This window comes from Paracoccus litorisediminis, from assembly GCF_009711205.1.
GTDB lineage: Bacteria > Pseudomonadota > Alphaproteobacteria > Rhodobacterales > Rhodobacteraceae > Paracoccus > Paracoccus litorisediminis.
In genome coordinates this window covers 761,422-781,542 of record NZ_WMIG01000001.1, presented here as the reverse complement: position 1 = coordinate 781,542, position 20,121 = coordinate 761,422, and the positions used below count along the sequence as shown (strand labels likewise).

Genomic DNA, 20,121 nt, shown 5'->3' with positions numbered 1-20,121 from the left:
AAACTGACCGCCAGATTCGTTCTGAGGCTGGACATTCCTCGCGGCCCGTGAAATGGGAAACTGCCAAACGAACCCCTGATAGGATGCTCCCATGCAGATTCGTGAGGCTCTGACCTTCGACGATGTTCTTCTCGTACCTGCGGCTTCCTCGGTGATGCCCTCGACGGCGGATGTGACGACTTTTGTCACCAAGCAGATCCGGATGAATATTCCGCTGCTCTCCAGCGCGATGGATACGGTCACCGAAAGCCGCATGGCGATTGCCATGGCTCAGGCGGGCGGGATCGGCGTGATCCACCGCAACCTGACTGCCGAACAGCAGGCCGACGAGGTCCGCCGTGTCAAACGCTTCGAATCGGGTATTGTCTATAACCCGATCACCCTGACGCCCAATCAAACCATTGCCGATGCGAAAGCCCTGCAGGAACGCTACAACGTCACCGGCTTCCCGGTCGTGGATGAAACCGGTCGTGTGGTCGGCATCATCACCAACCGCGACATGCGCTTTGCCAGCGACGACCGCACCCCGGTCGGCGCGATCATGACCGGCGACAACCTTGCCATCCTGCACGAGCCCGCCGACCGCGCTCAGGCGATCAACCTGATGAAAGAGCGCCGGATCGAGAAGTTGCTGATCACCAATGGTGAAGGCAAGCTTACCGGGCTGCTGACCCTGAAGGATACCGAGCAGTCGGTGCTGAACCCCTTGGCCTGCAAGGACGATCTGGGCCGTCTGCGTGTCGCCGCGGCCTCGACCGTCGGTGAAGAAGGCTATGAGCGCAGCCTTGCGCTGGTCGATGCCGGGGTGGACATGGTGGTGATTGACACCGCGCATGGCCATTCCGAGGGCGTCGCCCGCGCCGTCAGCCGCATCAAGGCCCATTCCAATCAGGTTCAGGTCGTCGCCGGAAACGTCGCCACCGCTGCCGCAGCACGCGCGCTGATCGAGGCTGGCGCTGACGCGATCAAGGTCGGCATCGGTCCGGGCTCGATCTGCACCACTCGCATCGTCGCGGGCGTGGGCGTGCCGCAGCTGACCGCGATCATGGATGCGGTTTCTGGTGCGGGTGACATCCCGGTCATCGCCGATGGCGGCATCAAGTTCTCGGGCGATTTCGCCAAGGCGATCGCGGCGGGCGCAAGCTGTGCCATGGTCGGCTCGGCCATTGCCGGGACCGATGAAAGCCCGGGTGAGGTCATCCTGTATCAGGGCCGCTCGTTCAAATCCTATCGCGGTATGGGCTCGCTGGGTGCCATGGCGCGCGGCTCGGCTGACCGCTACTTCCAGAAGGATGCAGCCTCGGACAAGCTGGTCCCCGAGGGGATCGAGGGGCAGGTTCCCTACAAGGGTTCGGCCGCTGCGGTCATCCACCAACTGGTCGGCGGTCTGCGCGCCGCCATGGGCTATACCGGCAACGCCACCGTCGCCGAGATGCGCGGCGGCTGCGAATTCGTGCGCATCACCGGGGCGGGGCTGAAGGAAAGCCACGTCCATGACGTGCAGATCACCCGCGAAAGCCCGAACTACCGTCTGGGTTAAGTTTGAAGGGGCGGCTTTGGCCGCCCTTTTTCATTGCGGAAACGGAATCTTAAGCTGTCGCGCCTAGACTGCCCTTGGTATTTCGGGCGGTGGGCATGGCGGCGATCATCCGGTTTCTTGCGGTATGTCTGGCGCTTGCCCTGATTGCGGGGCGGGCGCAGGCGCTGCCTGCTGCCGAGGTCTGCGAGTGGGCCGCGATGCAGGCGGCCAGCGAAACCGGCGTTCCCTCGGACATCCTTGGCGCGCTGACCCTGACCGAAACCGGGCGCAGGATGGACGGCGTCGTCCGCCCCTGGGCGTGGAGCGCGAATTCCGAGGGGGAGGGGACATGGTTTGACGACCCCGAATCTGCCATCGCCTTTGCCCATGACCGGCTGGCACAGGGGCGCACCAATCTGGACATCGGGTGTTTCCAGCTGAACTATCGCTGGCACGGCCAGAACTTTGCCTCGGTCGAGCAGATGTTCGATCCGCTGGAAAATGCCCGCTATGCGGCGCGCTTCGTTGCCGGGCTATTCGCCGAGATGGGTGATTGGCGGCGGGCCGCCGGGGCCTTTCATTCCCGCACGGCTCAATATGCCGACCGCTATCTGGCGCGGTTCGATACCCTGCATCAGATGCTGAACGCGCGCGGTTTTTCCGGCATGAGCGGTTCGCCCGAGACCTATAACCAGTTTGCGTCGATCGCCTCGGGGCAGCGCAAGGCGGTGCGGCAAAGGCTGATGCTGCTGGGGGCGCCGCTGGGCACGGGGGTAACCGGACAGCCGGGTTCGCTGGCAGCCATCGGTCAGGGCAGGGGGGCGACGCTGGTTGCGGCGCGTGGTCCGCTGATTGCCGCTCGGGCGGGCGGGCCGCTATTCGCGCAGGGCCCGCCCGCCGAAGATCCGGCGCTTCGGGATTGACAATGCGGGGCCAAGTGCCTTTTTGGGCGCAACCTCCCAGGAATTGTTTTTGCCATGACCCCTGCCGCGCGCGCACAGGCCGCGATTACCATCCTTGACCAGATCCTTGCCGGTGACCCGGCCGAGGCTGCCCTGCTGCGCTGGTCGCGTGCCAGCCGTTTCGCCGGTTCGGGCGACCGTGCCGCGATCCGCGATCTGGTGTTTGACAGTCTGCGGCGGCGACGCTCTCGGGCGGCGCTGGGTGGGGCGCTGACCGGACGCGGTCTGATCCTTGGCATGTGTCGTGAAGATGGTGCCGATCCCGTGTCGATCTTCTCGGGCATCGGGCATGCTCCGGCAGCGCTGGACGATGCGGAACTGGCGCAGGCGCGCGCGCCATCGGAAGCCGAGGCGTTTGATCTGCCGGATTGGGTCATCCCCTTGTGGCGGGAATCGCTGGGCAATGACGCCGCAGCGATCGCTGCCGCCATGCGCGATCGCGCGCCGGTCTGGCTGCGGGCAAACGCCCTGCGCGCGACGCCGCAGCAGGCGATCGAAGCGCTGGCACAGGACGGGATTGCGGCCGAGGCCTCGCCTGATCTGCCGACTGCATTGCTGGTCATGCAGGGCGGCAGGCGGCTGTCGGCCTCTCGCGCCTATCTTGAGGGTCTGGTCGAGTTGCAGGACCTGTCGCCGCAACTGGCCTGTGCGGCACTGCCGCAGGCGCGCAAGGTCTTGGATTACTGCGCGGGTGGGGGAGGCAAGTCGCTGGCCATCGCCGCGCAAGGCGGGGTCGAGGTGACGGCGCATGATGCCAATCCCGCCCGGATGTCCGACCTGCCGCGCCGTGCCGAACGGGCTGGGGCGCGGATTCGTCTGGCCCGTCCCGGTCAGTTGCGTGGTTCGTTCGATCTGGTCGTAACCGATGTGCCCTGTTCGGGCAGTGGCACCTGGCGGCGCACGCCTGATGCGAAATGGCGGCTGGACCCCAAAGGGTTGGACGGCCTGACCGAGCTGCAGGCCCGCATCCTTGATGAGGCATCGCACCTGGTCGCGCCGGGCGGCCATCTGGCCTATATGACCTGCTCGGTCCTTGATGCGGAAAATATGCGCCAGATCAATGGCTTTCTGAACCGCTCGGATTTTTGTCTGGTCAGTCACAGGCTATTCACGCCGCTCGATGCCTCGGATGGGTTTTTCCTTGCGATCCTGAGGCGGAATTAACCTCCGATTAATCGGCGGGATGCTATCACCACCTGACGAAAACGGGTGATGTGATGACGGCGGATATACCCTTTGCGAAACTTGCACTGTTGCTGGGCTTGGTGTCGGTGCTGCTTGGCGCGGGGTATCTGATGACACAGGGCGTGCCGCAGGCTGGTATTGCGGCCGGGGTGATCAGCGCCGGTATCGCCGTGGCCTTGCTGGTAGGAGAGCATTGGGCGCGCCTTGCTGCGTCCATCCTCTCGCAGCGGCGCAAGCTGTTTCTTGCCCGCCGGACGCTGGCGGCGATTGCCGATCCGGCGTTTCTGGTGGGGGAAGGCGGTGCAATTCTTGCGCAGAACGCGGCCTCGATCGTGCGCGACGGCGTGCTGACCGGGGGGACGGATACAAGATGATCTGGCGCTGGGACATGCCGAGCCCGATAGGGCTTGGCAGGATATCCGGCTGATTCTGACGAGGTCGGGCGATTATCAGGCCTCACTTTTGGGCCTTGGCTCGCATCTGGTTCGGAGGCTGGGGACGCTGCAGCTTTGGCAGGCTGTGCCCAAGCATGTTGCGCCTGAACCCGAGGCGAACAAGCCCGTCAGCAGCGACTTCGACCGACTTCCGGTGGCCATCGTTATTCTGCAAGGCGACGCACGTATAATTCGGCTGAACGAGGCCGCTCGCGACCTGCTGGGTGACGCGATGCCAGGCCAATCTATTGCAGCGCATCTTGACGGTCTGGGGCGTGAGATCTGCGACTGGGTTGCCGATATTTCTGCAGGTCGGATGTCCGGCGGCTCGGAGGTACTGCACCTGAAAGCTGCGGGCGGCGACCGCTTTGTTCAGGTTGGATTGACTCGTGACGGTGCCGATCAGGTCATCGCCGTGCTTTCGGACGCCAGCGCGATGAAGACGCTTGAGGCGCAATTCGTGCAAAGTCAGAAGATGCAGGCGATCGGTCAGCTTGCAGGCGGAATCGCGCATGACTTCAATAATTTGCTGACGGCCATTACTGGGCATTGCGATCTGCTGATGCTGCGTCGCGATAAGTCGGACCCGGATTATTCAGATCTGGACCAGATCAGCCAGAACGCCAATCGCGCCGCGGCGCTGGTGCGTCAGTTGTTGGCCTTTTCGCGCAAACAGACATTGAAACCGCAGATCATGGATCTGCGCGACACGCTGGCTGACCTGACGCATCTGCTGAACCGATTGGTGGGCGAACGGATCTATCTGACCTTTGAGCATGATCCGACGCTGCGAATGATCCGCGCGGATCGCAGGCAGTTGGAACAGGTCATCATGAATCTTGTGGTGAATGCCCGTGACGCAATGCCGAACGGCGGCGATATCTCGATCACCACCGACAACCTGCAGATCGATGGGGCAATGCAGATCGGCAAGGCGCGCCTTCCTGCTGGCGAATATGTTCGGGTGCAGGTCCGTGATCAGGGTTGTGGGATCAGCGATGACGATCTCGGCAAGATCTTTGAGCCCTTCTACACCACCAAGCGTCTGGGCGAGGGGACCGGGCTGGGATTGTCGACGGCATATGGCATCGTCAAACAGACTGGAGGCTATATTTTCTGCGATAGCCAATTGGGGCAGGGCAGCACGTTTGCGTTGTATTTCCCGGCGCATGACCGCCCGGTCGAAAGCGAAGTCGCGCAGGAAGCCATCCATGTCCCGGCTCCACGACATGAGCCCGATGCCACCGTCCTTCTTGTGGAGGATGAGGCCCCTGTGCGCGCCTTTGCCAGTCGAGCGCTGAAATTGCAGGGGTTGAAGGTGATCGAGGCCGCATCAGCCGAAGAGGCGTTGTCTTTGCTGACCGATCACCGCCTGTCGGTGGATGTTTTCGTGACGGATGTGGTCATGCCCGGCATGGACGGCCCGGCATGGGTGCGGACGGCACTTCGAGACCGGCCACAGACGCGTGTCGTCTTTATGTCAGGCTATGCCGAGGATGCCTTTGGCGAAGGCCATGTGCCGGTGCCAAACTCGGCCTTCCTGGCCAAGCCATTTTCACTGACCGAACTGACCTCGCTGGTCAGCCAGCAACTTCAGCGGGCGCCGGTGCCGTTGTCCGCTCAGAGCGAATCGTAAAGCGCGATGTCGCGGCTCATGACCTCGCGCAGCCGCGCCTGTTCGTCCTCATTCAGGGACACATCGACCTCGGGCGGAACGTTCACGCGCGGAAGGCTGATCGCGCAGTCGAGATTGTCTTCAAGGAAATGGGTAAACGATTCCATGTCTTCGTAACGGAAGATGCGGTCGGCACGGTCGCTCTGATGGGTCAGAAAGCCCGCCTGCCCCCCGATCCGGCGATGGAATTCATGGGACGGGTTGGCATAGGCGCGCGCGAACTCGGCAAAGCTGACGCCGATCATGGCATGGTCGGGGTCGTCGATATCGTCGCGCAGCAAGAAGCGATACCAGCTTTGCAGCCAGCTGATCGGCTCGCGCATGAGGGCGACGGTGGTGAAGCTCTCGCCCGTCTCATGACGCAGCCAGGGTTCGATATACTGGCGATAGGCCCGCAGATCGGTGTGCTTCAACGGCGAGGGGCGCTGCACGGCAACATTGGCCAATGATTCCAGCGCGGCCTCGATCGCAGTGGAACCGGCCTTGGGAGTCGCCAGAAAGACCAGCCGCTTTTCCCAAAAGATCAACATTCTGGCTGCCTCCCGGTGGTATCGAGCCTGACGGGGATAGCGGTCGGGCCGGGGGCTGTAAACTGTTTCTTAACCTTTCGCTGCGATGCTGCAACGACACGCGCAAGAGGCTGACCTGCATATCCCGAAGCTGTTCTTGCAATTTTGAAAGAAACTGCTCAGATTAGAACATCCCGTGAACAAATCGCGGGCGGGCGCTGATTGACCCCGGCGGGCGGGGTGTGAAATAAACATGGGGACAGCATGGCAGGGGCTTCACTTTTCGACATGAACGACAAGCGATCGGCAGATAAGCAGAAGGCTCTGGACAGCGCGCTGGCCCAGATCGAGCGGCAGTTCGGCAAGGGTTCGATCATGAAGCTCGGCGGTGATAATCCGGTGGCCGAGATCGAGGCGACCTCGACCGGTTCGCTGGGTCTGGATATCGCGCTGGGGATTGGTGGCCTGCCCAAGGGCCGTATCATCGAGATCTTTGGCCCGGAAAGCTCGGGCAAGACCACGCTGACGCTGCATGTTGTGGCGGAAGAGCAGAAAAAGGGCGGCGTCTGCGCCTTTGTCGACGCAGAACATGCGCTGGATCCGCAATATGCCAAGAAGCTGGGCGTCAATCTGGATGAGCTGCTGATCAGCCAACCCGATACCGGCGAGCAGGCGCTGGAGATTGTCGATACGCTGGTTCGATCAGGCGCGGTCAGCCTGGTCGTGGTCGACTCGGTCGCGGCGCTGACGCCCAAGTCCGAGATCGAAGGCGACATGGGCGACATGCAGATGGGCAGCCAGGCCCGCCTGATGAGCCAGGCGATGCGCAAGCTGACCGGCAGCATCGGCCGCAGCAACTGCATGGTGATCTTCATCAACCAGATCCGCATGAAGATCGGTGTAATGTTCGGCAATCCCGAAACCACCACCGGCGGCAATGCGCTGAAATTCTATGCTTCGGTGCGTCTGGATATCCGCCGCACCGGCTCGATCAAGGATCGCGACGAGGTGGTCGGCAACTCGACCAAGGTCAAGGTCGTCAAGAACAAGGTGGCCCCGCCCTTCCGTCAGGTCGAATTCGACATCATGTTCGGCGAGGGGATTTCGAAGGTTGGTGAGCTGATCGACCTTGGGATCAAGGCCGGCGTGGTCGAAAAATCCGGCAGCTGGTATTCCTATGGCGATGAGCGCATCGGTCAGGGCCGCGAGAATGCCAAGCAGTTCCTGCGCGACAATCCCGAAATCGCCTATGCGATCGAGGACAAGATCCGCGCCAGCCACGGTCTGGATTTCGGAGCCACCGATGACGGCGACGATGCCGTGACCGAGGACTGATCCACCGCCCATCGCCATGCGCGCCCCGACGGGGCGCGTTTTCCTTTGCCGCCCGCCTAAGCGTTCCGGCTTTACGCCCGCGCGCCCCTCGGTTATTTGCGGACTCTGCTCATCCGGGAAGATTGCGCCATGCCAAGCTTGAACGATATTCGCTCGACGTTTCTGAACTTCTTCGAACGCAACGGTCACCGTGTGGTCGAATCCAGCCCGCTGGTGCCGCGCAACGACCCGACGCTGATGTTCACCAACTCGGGCATGGTTCAGTTCAAGAACCTGTTCACCGGGGTTGAGACGCGCGATTACAACCGCGCGACCTCGGCGCAGAAATGTGTGCGCGCGGGCGGCAAGCACAACGACCTCGACAATGTCGGCTACACGGCGCGCCACCACACCTTCTTTGAAATGCTGGGCAATTTCAGCTTTGGCGACTATTTCAAGACGCAGGCGATCCCCTATGCATGGGAGCTGCTGACCAAGGATTTCGGCATCCCCAAGGACAAGCTGCTGGTCACCGTCTATCATACCGACGATGAGGCCGCGAATATCTGGAAGAAGGTCGCGGGCCTGTCGGATGACCGCATCATCCGTATCCCGACCAGCGACAACTTCTGGCAGATGGGCCCGACCGGCCCCTGCGGTCCCTGCACCGAGATCTTCTTTGACCACGGCGACAAGATCTGGGGCGGTCCGCCCGGCTCGCCGGATGAGGATGGCGATCGCTTCATCGAGATCTGGAACCTCGTCTTCATGCAGAACGAGCAGTTCGAGGATGGCTCGATGCGTGCCCTCGACATGCAGTCGATCGACACCGGCATGGGGCTGGAGCGGATCGGCGCGCTGCTGCAGGGCAAGCACGACAACTACGACACCGACCTGATGCGCAGCCTGATCGAGGCTTCGGCGCACGCGACCTCGAACGATCCCGACGGTCCGGGCAAGGTGCATCACCGCGTCATCGCCGACCATCTGCGCTCGACCAGCTTCCTGATCGCGGATGGCGTCATGCCCTCGAACGAGGGTCGCGGTTACGTCCTGCGCCGCATCATGCGCCGCGCCATGCGTCACGCGCATATTCTTGGTGCGAAAGACCCGGTCATGCACAAGCTGGTCCCGGCGCTGGTCAGCCAGATGGGCACCGCTTACCCGGAACTGGGCCGCGCACAGGCGCTGATCGAGGAAACCCTGAAGCTGGAGGAAACCCGCTTCAAGCAGACGCTGGATCGCGGTCTGCGCCTGCTGGATGACGAGCTTTCCCGCCTGCCCGAAGGTGCGAACCTGCCCGGTGAGGCTGCCTTCAAGCTGTATGACACCTATGGCTTCCCGCTGGACCTGACGCAGGACGCCCTGCGCGAGCAGGGCCGCGCGGTCGATACCGCCGGTTTCGACACGGCCATGGCCGAGCAAAAGGCCAAGGCCCGCGCCGCATGGGCGGGTTCGGGCGAAACCAAGGACGCGGCGATCTGGTTCGACCTTGCTGAGCAGCATGGCGCGACCGAATTCCTTGGCTATGACACCGAGGAAAGCGAAGGTCAGATCCTTGCGCTGGTGCAGGATGGCGCGGCTGTCGAACAGGCGACCGAAGGCCAGGAGGTCCAGATCGTCGTGAACCAGACGCCCTTCTATGGCGAATCCGGCGGTCAGGTCGGCGATACCGGGTTGATCAAGACCGAGACCGGGGCCGCGCGCATCACCGATACCAAGAAATCCGGCGGTCTGTTCATCCATGTGGCCGAGGTCACCTTGGGCACGATCAGCCGCGCTCAGGGTGCGCAGCTTGCGGTCGATCACGACCGCCGCGGCGCGATCCGTGCGAACCATTCGGCCACGCACCTGCTGCATGAGGCACTGCGCCGCGCGCTGGGTGAGCATGTCGCTCAGCGCGGCAGCCTCAACGCGCCGGACCGTCTGCGCTTCGACTTCAGCCATGCCAAAGCGCTGACTGCCGAAGAAATCGCCCGAGTTGAACGCGAGGTGAATGATTTCATCCGCCAGAACACCCCGGTCGAGACCCGTATCATGACCCCGGACGACGCCCGTGGTCTTGGCGCGCAGGCGCTGTTCGGTGAGAAATACGGCGACGAAGTCCGCGTTGTTTCGATGGGTGAACTGGTCGGTTCGGGCAAGGGCGCGAACGGCCGGACCTATTCGCTGGAACTTTGCGGCGGCACTCATGTCGCGCGCACCGGCGATATCGGCATGTTCGCGCTGACCTCGGAAACCGCCTCGGCTGCCGGCATCCGCCGGATCGAAGCGCTGACCGGTCAGGCTGCGATGGATGCCCTGCGCCGCGTCGACGGCGAACTGTCCGAGGTCGCGGGCATCGTCAAGGCGCAGGCCGGTGACGTCGTGAACAAGGTCCGCGCGCTGGCTGATGAGCGCAAGGCTCTGGCCAATGAGGTCGCCCAGCTGAAGCGTCAATTGGCGATGGGCGGCGGTTCGGACGACGCGCCGAAGGAAATCAACGGCATCAAGCTGATCGCGCGCCGCGTCGATGGCGTCTCGGGCAAGGAACTTGGCCCGCTGGTCGATGAGATGAAGTCGCGTCTGGGCTCCGGCGTAGTGGTGGTTCTGGCCGAGGCCGATGGCAAGGCGACCGTCGCCGCTGGCGTCACGCCCGACCTGATCGCGCGTGTTACCGCAGTCGAACTGGTGCAGGCCGCGACCGCGGCGCTGGGTGGCAAGGGCGGCGGTGGCCGTCCCGACCGCGCCCAGGGCGGCGCGCCCAGCCTGGATGCCGCCGACAGCGCCATCGCTGCCATTGAGACCCTGATCGGAGAGAAAGCATGACCGCGCTCTGGATTGCCCATGTCAACGTGACCAACCCGGACGCTTACGGCGAATATGCCAAGCTGGCCGGTCCGGCCATCGCCGCGCATGGCGGGGTCTTCCTTGCCCGTGGCACGCGCTATGTGCAGCTTGAGGGCAATGAGCGCGCCCGCAATGTCGTCGCCCGCTTCCCCAGCGTCGAGGATGCGGTGGCCTGCTACCGCTCGGCCGAGTATCAGGCTGCCCTCGAATTCGCCAAAGGTGCTGCCGAGCGCGATCTTGTGATCGTCGAGGAAAACCCGGCCTAAGACTTATTGATGATTTCTCAAGCTTTTCGTGCCAAGCTTCGGAAAAAGCACGAAAGGGGACAGGTATGTGCCGCTGGGCAGCCTATATCGGCAGTCCGATCTTCCTTGAGGACGTGATCTGCCGGCCCGGCCATTCGCTGGTCCGGCAAAGCCATGGCGCGACGCGCTGCCATACTCCGGTCAATGCCGATGGTTTCGGCGTTGCCTGGTACGGCGAACGCCCCGAGCCGGGTCTTTACCGCGACATCATGCCCGCCTGGTCCGACAGCAACCTGCGCAGCCTGACCGCGACGCTGAAATCGCACCTGTTTCTGGCCCATGTCCGCGCCTCGACCGGCACCGCAACCAGCCGCAACAATTGCCATCCCTTTGTCGTCGGCAGATGGAGCTTCATGCATAACGGCCAGTTCGGCGGCTATGACCGCTACCGCCGCCATGCCGAAGTAATGATCCCCGACGAATATTATCCGCATCGCAAGGGCGCGACCGACAGTGAGGCGCTGTTCCTGATGGCCTTGGGTGAGGGGCTGGACAATGACCCGGCCCGCGCGATGGCCATCGCCACTGCGAAGTTCGAATCCCTTGCCCGGCAAAAGGGCGAAGCGCCGCATGTCCGCCTGACCGCCGCCTTCTCGGATGGCGAAAGGCTCTATGCCTTGCGCTATGCCAGCGACAATCAGGCGCCGACACTGTTTCATCGCTGGTCGGACACGCGGGGCGGACGCGCCGTGGTCTCGGAACCTTTGGAAACGGATGAATCCGACTGGCTGGAGGTGCCGCCGCAAAGCTTCTGCATCTTTGACGGCCCGGATCTGGTGGTCACACCCTTCGTGCCACAGGCTCAGGCGGCGGCCGCCTGAGGCGCGACCGCGCATTTCTCCGTTTCACAAATACCCACTGCGAGCTTTCAGCCCGCGATGCGTCTGCCTTCGGCCCGTCAGGCTGCGGTTCTCAGAACCAGCCCGCCCTCGCGCACCAGAAAATCGACGATCTCGTCGATACCCTTGCCGTGACGCAATTGCGCCATGACAAAGGGCCGGGGCCCGCGAGCAACCCGCGCGTCGCTCTCCAGCAGGTCCAGATCGACCCCGACATAGGGGGCCAGATCGGTCTTGTTCACCACCAGCAGGTCCGAGCGCGCCAGTCCCGGCCCGCGCTTCCTTGGGATGTCCTGCCCGGCGGCGGTGTCGATGACATAGATGGTCAGGTCGGCCAGTTCCGGGCTGAAGGTCGCGGCCAGATTGTCGCCGCCTGATTCGATCAGGATCAGCTCCAGATCGGGATGGGCGGCGCGCAGATCGGCGACGGCGGCCAGATTGATGCTGGCATCCTCGCGGATCGCGGTATGAGGGCAGCCGCCGGTCTCGACGCCGCGGATGCGGTCGACGGGCAGGACCTGCGCGCGCATCAGCGCCTCGGCATCTTCGCGGGTGTAGATGTCATTGGTGATGACCGCCATCGACAGGCGCGGGGCCAGCGCGCGGGCCAGTTGCTCGGTCAGGGTGGTCTTGCCCGCGCCGACGGGGCCGCCGATGCCGACGCGCAGGGGGCCGTTATGGCTCATGTGCGGAAAATCCTTACGTCCAGAGTTTCATGCCGCATGGCGGCAAGATCGGCGCCGAAGCAACCGGTTTCAAGCGCGTCCCGCCCTGCCTGCACCGCCAGCGCCGCTACATCTGCGATCACCGGATGCAGGGCGGCCAGCGTCTGCTGCGCTTGCGCCTGACCCAAGGGCAGGAAGCGCGTCGCCGCCGAGATCAGGTTGGCGGCAAAGGCATGCAGGTAATGGGCGATGATGTCTTCATGCGGCAGGTCCAGCCCACGCGCAGCAAAACCGACGGCGACGGGCAGGGGGCGCAACGGCTGGGGCGAACCGGTCAGCGCCTCGACCGTCTGGGCGAAGGCGCGGCCCTGATCCATCGTCTCGGTCAGGCGCTCGGCCGATCCGGCCTGCGCCCGCACCAGATCGGCCAGTTCGTCGGCATCCTCGCCGCGCAGGGTCAGGGACAGAGCCACGGCATCGGTCCAGCCACCGCCGCGCCGCAGCACATCCGACACCCAAGCCCGCACGGCATCGGCATCGCGGGCACCGTCCACCATGGCCTGTTCAAGGCCATGGGAATAGGCGAAGCCCCCGGTCGGAAAGGCGGGGGACAGCCATTGGATCAGGGTCAGACGGGAGAGCATCAGTGCGAATGGAAGCCGGGGCCGTGGTCATGGCCCATGGTGCGGCCGTGGCCATAAGCACCGCCCTCGGGGGCAAAGGGGGCCATGGTGGCGGTGACGGTTGCGCCAAGGCCACGCAGCATGCCCTCCAGCACATGATCGGCGCGGATCAGCAGATGGTCGGCTTCGATCTGGCAGGGGGTGTGGCGGTTGCCGATATGCCAGGCAAGGCGGGGCAGTGGCCCCACGACGCGCAGGCAAGGCTCCATCGCTGCGACGACACCGATCAACTGGCCGCTCTCAAGGCGAAAGGCATCGCCGGGATCAAGGCTGACGGTCTCGGGCAGGTCGACCAGAAAGGACAGACCCGCACGGGAAATCAGGCGCTTGCGGCGCAGGAAGCGGCCTTCATAGTCAAGGACGACGGTATCCTCGGCCGGGGTCGCGCGCAGGACTTCTGTCGCGCGCAGGCTGATCAGGGGCGCGCTCATTGACGCACCCCCGTCCGGGCGTGGCTTACAGCCAGACCATGTCGCGGAAGACGTAATGCACGATCCGGTCGCGCGCGATGCCCATATCGGCCAGTTCTTTGTCCGACAGAGCTTCGAGCGCCTCGATCTCGCGGCGGCGCGAGCGGCGGTCGGCATAGTTGGTCATGCCCTGACCGATGCGGGCAAAGATTGCATCCACGCGGGCGCGAAGCGACGGGGCGAATTCGGTCGATTGGATAGCCATTGGAAACCCTTCCGGTGTTGGCGAACGGTTTCCTCCCATGAGGATGACTATAGGTCATATCTGCTGTCTCAACTATGGCGGTTTTTGCAATGCTGCGTTGCAGCAATGGTCAGTAAAGGAAGTAGCGCTGCGCCAGAGGCAGCTCGGTCGCGGGCTGGCAGGTCAGCAATTCGCCATTTGCGCGGACCTCATAGGTTTCGGGATCGACCTCGATCACGGGCGTGGTGGCGTTCAGCATCATGTCGGCCTTGCCGATGCCACGGGTGCCGCGCACGGCGACCGCGCCTTTCAGCATGCTGTCGGCGCAGCCGGCATCCAGCCCCGCCTGACTGACAAAGGTCACGCTTGATGCCTGCATCGCCCGTCCCATCGCGCCCCACATCGGCCGCATATACATCGGCTGAACCGGGATCGAGCCGTTCGGGTCGCCCATCTGCGCCCATGAGATCATGCCGCCGACCAGCACCATCTCGGGCTTGGCGCCAAACATGGCCGGGTCCCAGATCACCAGATCGGCGCGCTTGCCGGGCTCGATAGAGCCGATCTCATGCGCGATGCCATGGGCGATGGCGGGGTTGATCGTGTATTTCGCGACGTAGCGGCGGGCGCGGATATTGTCGTTCTGGCCGGTCTCATCGGCCAGCCGCCCACGCTGGACCTTCATCTTATGCGCGGTCTGCCATGTCCGGGTGATGACCTCGCCCACCCGGCCCATGGCCTGACTGTCCGAGGAGATCACCGAAAACGCCCCCATGTCATGCAGGATATCCTCGGCGGCGATGGTCTCGCGGCGGATGCGGGATTCGGCGAAGGCCACGTCCTCGGGGACGCGCTTGTCGAGGTGATGGCAGACCATCAGCATATCCAGATGCTCTTCCAGCGTATTCGCGGTGAAGGGGCGGGTCGGGTTGGTGGAACTGGGGATGACATTCGGTGCGCCGACCAGACGGATGATGTCGGGGGCATGACCGCCGCCCGCGCCCTCGGTATGGAAGGCGTGGATGGTGCGGCCCTTGATCGCGGCAAGGGTGTTTTCGACGAAGCCGGATTCGTTCAGCGTGTCGGTATGGATGGTGACCTGCACATCCATCGCATCGGCGACCGTCAGGCAGCAGTCGATGGCGGCGGGGGTGGTGCCCCAATCCTCATGCAGTTTCAGGGTCGAGGCCCCGGCACGGACCATTTCCTCAAGCGCCTCGGGACGCGAGGCATTGCCCTTGGCCGAGATCAGCATGTTCACCGGCACTGAATCCATCGCCATCAGCATCCGCCCGATATGCCACGGGCCGGGGGTGCAAGTGGTCGCCAGCGTGCCATGCGCCGGACCGGTTCCGCCGCCCAGCATCGTCGTCATGCCCGAGGAAATCGCGTCCTCGACCTGCTGGGGGCAGATGAAATGGATATGCGCGTCCATACCGCCGGCGGTGACGATGCGGCCCTCGCTGGCGATGATTTCCGTGCCCGGCCCGATGATCAGGGTGACACCGGGCTGGGTGTCGGGGTTGCCGGCCTTGCCGATCCCGGCGATGCGCCCGTCGCGCAGCCCGATATCGGCCTTGTAGATGCCGGAATGATCAAGGATCAGCGCATTGGTGATGACCGTGTCCATCGACCCGCCCGCGCGGCTGATCTGGGACTGGCCCATGCCGTCGCGGATGACCTTCCCGCCGCCGAATTTCACCTCTTCGCCATAGGAGGTCAGGTCGCGTTCGACCTCGATGATGATTTCGGTGTCGCCCAAGCGGACACGGTCGCCGGTGGTGGGACCGTACATCTGGGCATATTCGGCGCGGGAAATGGTCAGGGCCATCTAGTTCTCCTGAAAGCGGTCATCCACCGGCACGGCAAGCGCGGTGGCCAAGGCATTGGTCTGGCTGGCCATGGCGATCACGGCCAGCAGCTCGGTATGCTGTTCGGGGGTCATGCCCTTGGCGCGGGCGGCGGCCGTGTGGGAATGGACGCAATAGGTGCAGCCATTGGCGGTCGAGACGGCGATATAGACCAGCTCCTTGACCAGCGGATGCAGCGCGCCCGGCGCCATCACATGCGCCGCGCGTTCCCAGGTCGCGCGCAAAAGCGCCGGGTCATGGGCCAGCGCGCGCCAGAAATTATTGACGTAATCGGTGCCGCGCGCCTCGCGGATCTCGTCAAAGACCGCGAGGCTTTCGGGCGGCGCCTCGCCATCGGCAAGCAGCGGAACGGTCGCCATCAGACCATCGCCAGAATACGGGCCGGGCCACCAGTGCCACGGGCATGTTTCGGCGCGCCGACAAAGATCGTGGCCCCCTTGGCGGGAAGCTGGTCGACATTGGCAAGGTTCTCGATCCCGTAGCGGCCACCGGGCAGCCACGAGTTATGCACCGCGAAATCCGGCGAATTGCCGGGATCGAGCGACAGGCTGTCGCTGGCAATCGCCGCCACGCCCATTTCGGCCAAGAGGTCGGTCGCGGATTTACCAAAGCCCGGAAAGGCGAATTTGCCATCGGGCGTATTGCGGAATTCGGGCGTGGCGACCTTGGCCCCCCAGCCGGAATTCATGGCGATGCAGGCCCCTTTCGGGATATCGCCATTGGCGGAAACCCATGCCTGTACGTCCTCGGCCTCAAGGGCGGCATTGGCGTCGTCCTTGGCCTTGGCAGAGATGTCGATCACGCAAAGCGGGCAGATCAGGCTTTCCGCCGGGATCTGGTCGACCGACATCCCGTCCTTGGAGAAATGCAGCGGCGCGTCGATATGGGTGCCGGAATGTTCGACGATCGTCAGCTTCCACAATTGGTAGCCTGACTTGTCGAAGTTGACCGCCTCTTCATAGGCAATGCCGGGCGCGCCGTCGAAGGTCGGGAACTTCTCGTCAAAGACATAGGTCAGGTCGACGACCTTGCCGCTGGCCTGAGCCATCGCGGGCCGGGCGCTGATCGCGCTGGCGGCAATCGCCGCCGCACCCGAGGCCGCCGCGCCCATGAACAGGCTGCGCCGGCTTAGCATGGTTTCCTTGACATGTTCGATCACGCAGGCATTGCACATCGTCCGTTCCCTCCCTTGGCAGGTCAGTCCAGCGGACCCATGACCTGACCGTTGAAACCCCAGATCGCGCGCGCCCCGGAAATGGGAATCAGCCGGACCTCGCGCTTCTGGCCCGGCTCGAAGCGGACGGCAGTGCCTGCCGCTATGTCAAGCCGCATCCCTCGCGCCGCATCGCGGTCGAAGCTGAGACCCGGATTGGTTTCGGCGAAATGGTAATGGCTGCCTACCTGAACCGGGCGGTCGCCGGTATTGGCGACCATCAGGGTGATCGCCTCGACGCCCTCGTTCAGGGTAATCTCGCCCTCGGCAGGGAAGACCTCGCCGGGGATCATGGCATCACCGCCAAGGCGACGCCCGCCGCCGCCGTGACCGCGCCAAGGACGCGTGCGCCGCCCAGACGACCCAGACCGATCCCCGCCAGATGCAAGCCGCCGGTCGCCAGCGCAAAGCCCGCCGCATAGGCCAGTGGCCCGGTCGCCGGACCTTCGACCCCATGGGCATGGCCATGGAACAGCCCGAAGAGCGCCACCACCGGCAAGGCAAAACCCAGCGACGGACGCAGCGCCAGCGCGACGGCAAGGCCAAGAAGGATGGATGAGGCAAGGATCATCGGCTCGACCGCAGGCAGGCCGATACCGGCAGCGCCCATCGCCCCGCCCGCCAGCATCGCCGCGACAAAGGCCAGGGGCAGCGCCCAGACGCCGCGGCGGTCGGATGCGGTCGCGGCCCAAAGCCCCACCGCGACCATCGCCAGCACATGATCGGTGCCGCCCAAGGGGTGCATCCAGCCCTCGGTGAAGGGGGCGGCATGGCCATGCGCGCCGGGATGGGCAAGGGCCGCCGTGGGCATCAGAAGCAAGGGAAGGATACGTTTCATCATGGCCTCTCAGCGGATCGGGTCGTGGACGGTGACAAGTTTCGTGCCGTCGGGGAATGTCGCCTCGACCTGCACGGAATGGATCATCTCGGGGATGCCGGACATGCAGTCCTCGCGGGTGATGACATGGGCGCCTGCCTCCATCAGATCGGCGACCGAGCGTCCGTCCCGCGCGCCTTCGACCACGAAATCGGTGATCAGCGCGATGGCCTCGGGGTGGTTCAGCTTGACGCCGCGCGCCAGCCGACCCCGCGCCACCATTGCGGCGACCGAGACCAGCAGCTTTTCCTTTTCGCGGGGGCTCAGGTTCATCTTGTCCTCATCAGGTTCAATTTTGCCAGACGCGGGGCAGGGGACCGGGGCGGACCGCCCGGATCAGCCGCATCAGGGCCTGCCGCAGCGGCCAGCCGTCATCAGCCATCAGTCGCGCCACCAGCTTGCCGTCAAAGGCACTGGCAGCACCGTCGGGGCCCAAGGCCGCACGGGCGGGCGCGAGGCGGTCAGCGGCGTCGGGGGCGACCAGCACCAGCGTCGCAAAAGCGCGACATCCGGCCAGCGTGGCGGGGTTGTCGCCTGCCAGCGCCGCATCATCCAGCCGCAGGTTCTCGATAAAAACCGGGTGGCCATCGCGGGTCACCCGGCGGCGGTCGGTCAGGTCCAGCGTGCGGACGGTTTCGCCCATCGCGGCGCGGCCAAGGATCAGGGTTTCCACCCACAGACAGGTGGCGCTGCCGATCAAAGCGATCTCCTGCTGCCGCATGAGCGCTGCGCGGTCGAACAGGATGGTTTCCTGCGGCAGCAGGTCAAGATGCGCTGCGTCCGCGACCTCGAACCGGGCTTCGACCCGCGCCCGTCCGGTGGTTGAGCGATAGGCGCGCTCCGCCGTCTGCGTCGTCACCGTCAGCTGCGTGTTGGCATCCTGCGTCACCGCGATCTGCATGCGGTCGCCGCCGGTCAGCCCGCCCGAGGTGTTCAGCAGCACCATCTCGCAGCCGGGGGCGGGGGGCAGCATGGCCTTGGCGCTGCCCGCCTGATGCAGCCGCGCAATCCGGGTCGCGCCGCGCGAATGCGCGAATCCGGCACGAAGCGTGCCTTGGGCGCGGGGCAATACGGGTGACATGTTCTGGTGCAGCATCATGGCCTCTTGCCTGAACCATGGGCAAAGCCGCGACGAATTCGCAATGGAGCGGCGCGGTTGGCCATCTCATCTCTTTCGACCGGCCAAAAATCCGGCAGTTCGCCCAAAAAATGCGCAGGGGTAATTGCGCTTTAATCCAGCGCCTTCAATGTCTATACCATCAGCGGCATTTCATGACCGCGGAAGGGATCCAATATGGCCAATGTGGTGGTCGTCGGCGCGCAATGGGGCGACGAAGGCAAGGGCAAGATCGTTGACTGGCTGTCCGAACGCGCTGACGTGATCGCGCGTTTCCAGGGGGGCCATAACGCGGGCCACACCTTGGTCATCGGCGAAACGGTCTTCAAACTGTCGCTGCTGCCCTCGGGCATCGTGCGCAAGGGCAAGATGGCGGTCATCGGCAACGGCGTCGTGCTGGACCCCTGGGCGCTGTTCACCGAAATCGCGAAACTTGAGGCTCAGGGCGTCGAAATCGGCCCCGAGAACCTGATGATCGCGGAAAACACTCCGCTGATCCTGCCGCTGCATCAGGATCTGGACCAGCTGCGCGAAGCCGCTGCCGGTGCCTCGAAAATCGGCACGACCGGTCGCGGCATCGGCCCGGCCTATGAGGATAAGGTCGGCCGCCGCACCATCCGCGTCGCCGATCTGGGCGATGAGGAAACGCTGGATTCCCGCCTTGACCGCCTGCTGGCGCATCACGACGCGCTGCGTCAGGGCCTTGGCGCGACCCCGATCGACCGGGCCGAGCTGCGCGCCAAGCTGTTGGAAATCGCCCCCCGTCTGCTGCAATACGCGCAACCGGTCTGGAAGGTGATGAACGACTACCGCAAGGCGGGCAAACGTATCCTGTTCGAAGGCGCGCAAGGCAGCCTGCTGGACATCGATTTCGGCACCTATCCCTATGTGACCTCCTCGACCACCATGTCGGGCATGGCCGCTTCCGGGACCGGCATGGGCCCCAGCGCCATCGGCTTCGTTCTGGGCATCGTCAAGGCCTACACCACCCGCGTCGGCGAAGGCCCCTTCCCGACCGAGCTGGAGGATGCCGATGGCCAACGTCTGGGCGAACGTGGCCATGAATTCGGCACCGTCACCGGGCGCAAGCGCCGCTGCGGTTGGTTCGATGCGGTTCTGGTCCGCCAGACCTGCGCCATTTCCGGTGTGAACGGCATCGCGCTGACCAAGCTGGACGTGATGGACGGGTTCGAGACCATCAAGATCTGCACCGGCTACGAGATCGACGGCGTGCGTTACGACCACCTGCCGACCGCCGCCGCGCTGCAATCGCGTGTGACGCCGATCTATGAGGAAATGGACGGCTGGTCGGAATCGACCCAAGGTGCGCGCAGCTGGGCCGATCTGCCGGCGAATGCCATCAAGTATGTCCGTCGCATCGAGGAACTGATCCAGTGCCCGGTGGCGCTGCTCTCGACCTCGCCCGAGCGTGACGATACCATCCTTGTCACCGATCCCTTCGCGGACTGA

22 protein-coding genes are annotated in these 20,121 nt (G+C 64.3%); 10 read left to right on the top strand and 12 right to left on the bottom strand.

Translation table 11 applies throughout. The features are described 5' to 3' along the window. Positions 1-91 precede the first annotated feature (91 nt). From guaB to GL300_RS03945, 5 genes are all read left to right on the top strand, one after another. Positions 92-1,540 carry an IMP dehydrogenase gene (guaB, locus tag GL300_RS03965; RefSeq protein WP_155038248.1) on the top strand — a complete coding sequence of 483 codons (1,449 nt, stop codon included), beginning with the start codon at positions 92-94 and terminating at the stop codon, positions 1,538-1,540. A gap of 95 nt (positions 1,541-1,635) precedes the next feature. Continuing rightward, on the top strand, positions 1,636-2,442 hold the full coding sequence (locus GL300_RS03960; protein ID WP_155038247.1) for a lysozyme family protein: 807 nt from the start codon (positions 1,636-1,638) through the stop codon (positions 2,440-2,442). A gap of 54 nt (positions 2,443-2,496) precedes the next feature. After that, on the top strand, positions 2,497-3,645 hold the full coding sequence (locus GL300_RS03955; RefSeq protein WP_155038246.1) for an RsmB/NOP family class I SAM-dependent RNA methyltransferase: 1,149 nt from the start codon (positions 2,497-2,499) through the stop codon (positions 3,643-3,645). 53 nt (positions 3,646-3,698) lie between these two features. After that, on the top strand, positions 3,699-4,040 hold the full coding sequence (locus GL300_RS03950; RefSeq protein ID WP_155038245.1) for a hypothetical protein: 342 nt from the start codon (positions 3,699-3,701) through the stop codon (positions 4,038-4,040). Between the two features lie 88 nt (positions 4,041-4,128). Further along, positions 4,129-5,736, top strand: a complete 1,608-nt coding sequence (locus tag GL300_RS03945) for an ATP-binding protein (protein ID WP_246195068.1) — start codon at positions 4,129-4,131, stop codon at positions 5,734-5,736. On the opposite strand, the gene GL300_RS03940 is transcribed toward GL300_RS03945, so the two are convergent. After that, positions 5,721-6,305: a sulfotransferase family protein gene (locus tag GL300_RS03940; protein ID WP_155038243.1), complete on the bottom strand. Its 585-nt coding sequence runs from the start codon at positions 6,303-6,305 to the stop codon at positions 5,721-5,723. The two genes, GL300_RS03945 and GL300_RS03940, sit on opposite strands and share 16 nt — an antisense overlap. A 243-nt stretch (positions 6,306-6,548) precedes the next feature. On the opposite strand from GL300_RS03940, the gene recA reads away from it, so the two are divergent. The 4 genes from recA to GL300_RS03920 all read left to right on the top strand — a co-directional run bounded on the left by recA (position 6,549) and on the right by GL300_RS03920 (position 11,553). Continuing rightward, positions 6,549-7,619, top strand: coding sequence for a recombinase RecA (recA, locus tag GL300_RS03935; RefSeq protein ID WP_155038242.1), 1,071 nt, complete (start codon positions 6,549-6,551; stop codon positions 7,617-7,619). A 129-nt stretch (positions 7,620-7,748) separates the two neighbouring features. After that, positions 7,749-10,406, top strand: coding sequence for an alanine--tRNA ligase (gene alaS / locus GL300_RS03930; protein WP_155038241.1), 2,658 nt, complete (start codon positions 7,749-7,751; stop codon positions 10,404-10,406). Continuing rightward, positions 10,403-10,693: a DUF1330 domain-containing protein gene (locus GL300_RS03925; RefSeq protein ID WP_155038240.1), complete on the top strand. Its 291-nt coding sequence runs from the start codon at positions 10,403-10,405 to the stop codon at positions 10,691-10,693. The genes alaS and GL300_RS03925 overlap by 4 nt, the downstream gene beginning before the upstream one ends. A gap of 65 nt (positions 10,694-10,758) precedes the next feature. Next, positions 10,759-11,553: a class II glutamine amidotransferase gene (locus tag GL300_RS03920; protein ID WP_155038239.1), complete on the top strand. Its 795-nt coding sequence runs from the start codon at positions 10,759-10,761 to the stop codon at positions 11,551-11,553. Positions 11,554-11,630: 77 nt separating this feature from the next. On the opposite strand, the gene ureG is transcribed toward GL300_RS03920, so the two are convergent. The 11 genes from ureG to GL300_RS03865 form a co-directional block, all read right to left on the bottom strand. Next, complete coding sequence (ureG, locus tag GL300_RS03915; protein WP_155038238.1) at positions 11,631-12,257, bottom strand: urease accessory protein UreG; 627 nt, start codon at positions 12,255-12,257, stop codon at positions 11,631-11,633. Then, on the bottom strand, positions 12,254-12,883 hold the full coding sequence (locus GL300_RS03910) for an urease accessory protein UreF (protein WP_155038237.1): 630 nt from the start codon (positions 12,881-12,883) through the stop codon (positions 12,254-12,256). The genes ureG and GL300_RS03910 overlap by 4 nt, the downstream gene beginning before the upstream one ends. Further along, positions 12,880-13,350 carry an urease accessory protein UreE gene (locus GL300_RS03905; protein ID WP_155038236.1) on the bottom strand — a complete coding sequence of 157 codons (471 nt, stop codon included), beginning with the start codon at positions 13,348-13,350 and terminating at the stop codon, positions 12,880-12,882. The genes GL300_RS03910 and GL300_RS03905 overlap by 4 nt, the downstream gene beginning before the upstream one ends. Before the next feature lie 25 nt (positions 13,351-13,375). Then, entirely contained in the window at positions 13,376-13,594 is a 219-nt protein-coding gene (locus GL300_RS03900; protein WP_155038235.1) for a YjiS-like domain-containing protein, read from the bottom strand. A 109-nt stretch (positions 13,595-13,703) separates the two neighbouring features. Continuing rightward, positions 13,704-15,404, bottom strand: coding sequence for an urease subunit alpha (ureC, locus tag GL300_RS03895; RefSeq protein ID WP_155038234.1), 1,701 nt, complete (start codon positions 15,402-15,404; stop codon positions 13,704-13,706). After that, positions 15,405-15,803: a carboxymuconolactone decarboxylase family protein gene (locus tag GL300_RS03890; protein WP_155038233.1), complete on the bottom strand. Its 399-nt coding sequence runs from the start codon at positions 15,801-15,803 to the stop codon at positions 15,405-15,407. Then, a complete protein-coding gene (locus tag GL300_RS03885; RefSeq protein ID WP_155038232.1) occupies positions 15,803-16,618 on the bottom strand; it encodes a cyclase family protein in 816 nt (271 codons plus the stop codon). The genes GL300_RS03890 and GL300_RS03885 overlap by 1 nt, the downstream gene beginning before the upstream one ends. Before the next feature lie 23 nt (positions 16,619-16,641). Then, the gene (locus tag GL300_RS03880) at positions 16,642-16,950 is read right to left on the bottom strand and encodes an urease subunit beta (protein ID WP_155038231.1); all 309 of its coding nucleotides are present in this window, start codon (positions 16,948-16,950) and stop codon (positions 16,642-16,644) included. Further along, complete coding sequence (locus GL300_RS03875) at positions 16,947-17,495, bottom strand: HupE/UreJ family protein (protein WP_155038230.1); 549 nt, start codon at positions 17,493-17,495, stop codon at positions 16,947-16,949. Before GL300_RS03875 ends, GL300_RS03880 begins: the two co-directional genes overlap by 4 nt. Positions 17,496-17,504: 9 nt before the next feature. Beyond that, positions 17,505-17,807 carry an urease subunit gamma gene (locus GL300_RS03870; protein ID WP_155038229.1) on the bottom strand — a complete coding sequence of 101 codons (303 nt, stop codon included), beginning with the start codon at positions 17,805-17,807 and terminating at the stop codon, positions 17,505-17,507. Positions 17,808-17,823: 16 nt separating this feature from the next. Beyond that, the gene (locus GL300_RS03865; protein ID WP_246195067.1) at positions 17,824-18,630 is read right to left on the bottom strand and encodes an urease accessory protein UreD; all 807 of its coding nucleotides are present in this window, start codon (positions 18,628-18,630) and stop codon (positions 17,824-17,826) included. Between the two features lie 198 nt (positions 18,631-18,828). On the opposite strand from GL300_RS03865, the gene GL300_RS03860 reads away from it, so the two are divergent. Next, the gene (locus tag GL300_RS03860) at positions 18,829-20,121 is read left to right on the top strand and encodes an adenylosuccinate synthase (RefSeq protein WP_155038227.1); all 1,293 of its coding nucleotides are present in this window, start codon (positions 18,829-18,831) and stop codon (positions 20,119-20,121) included.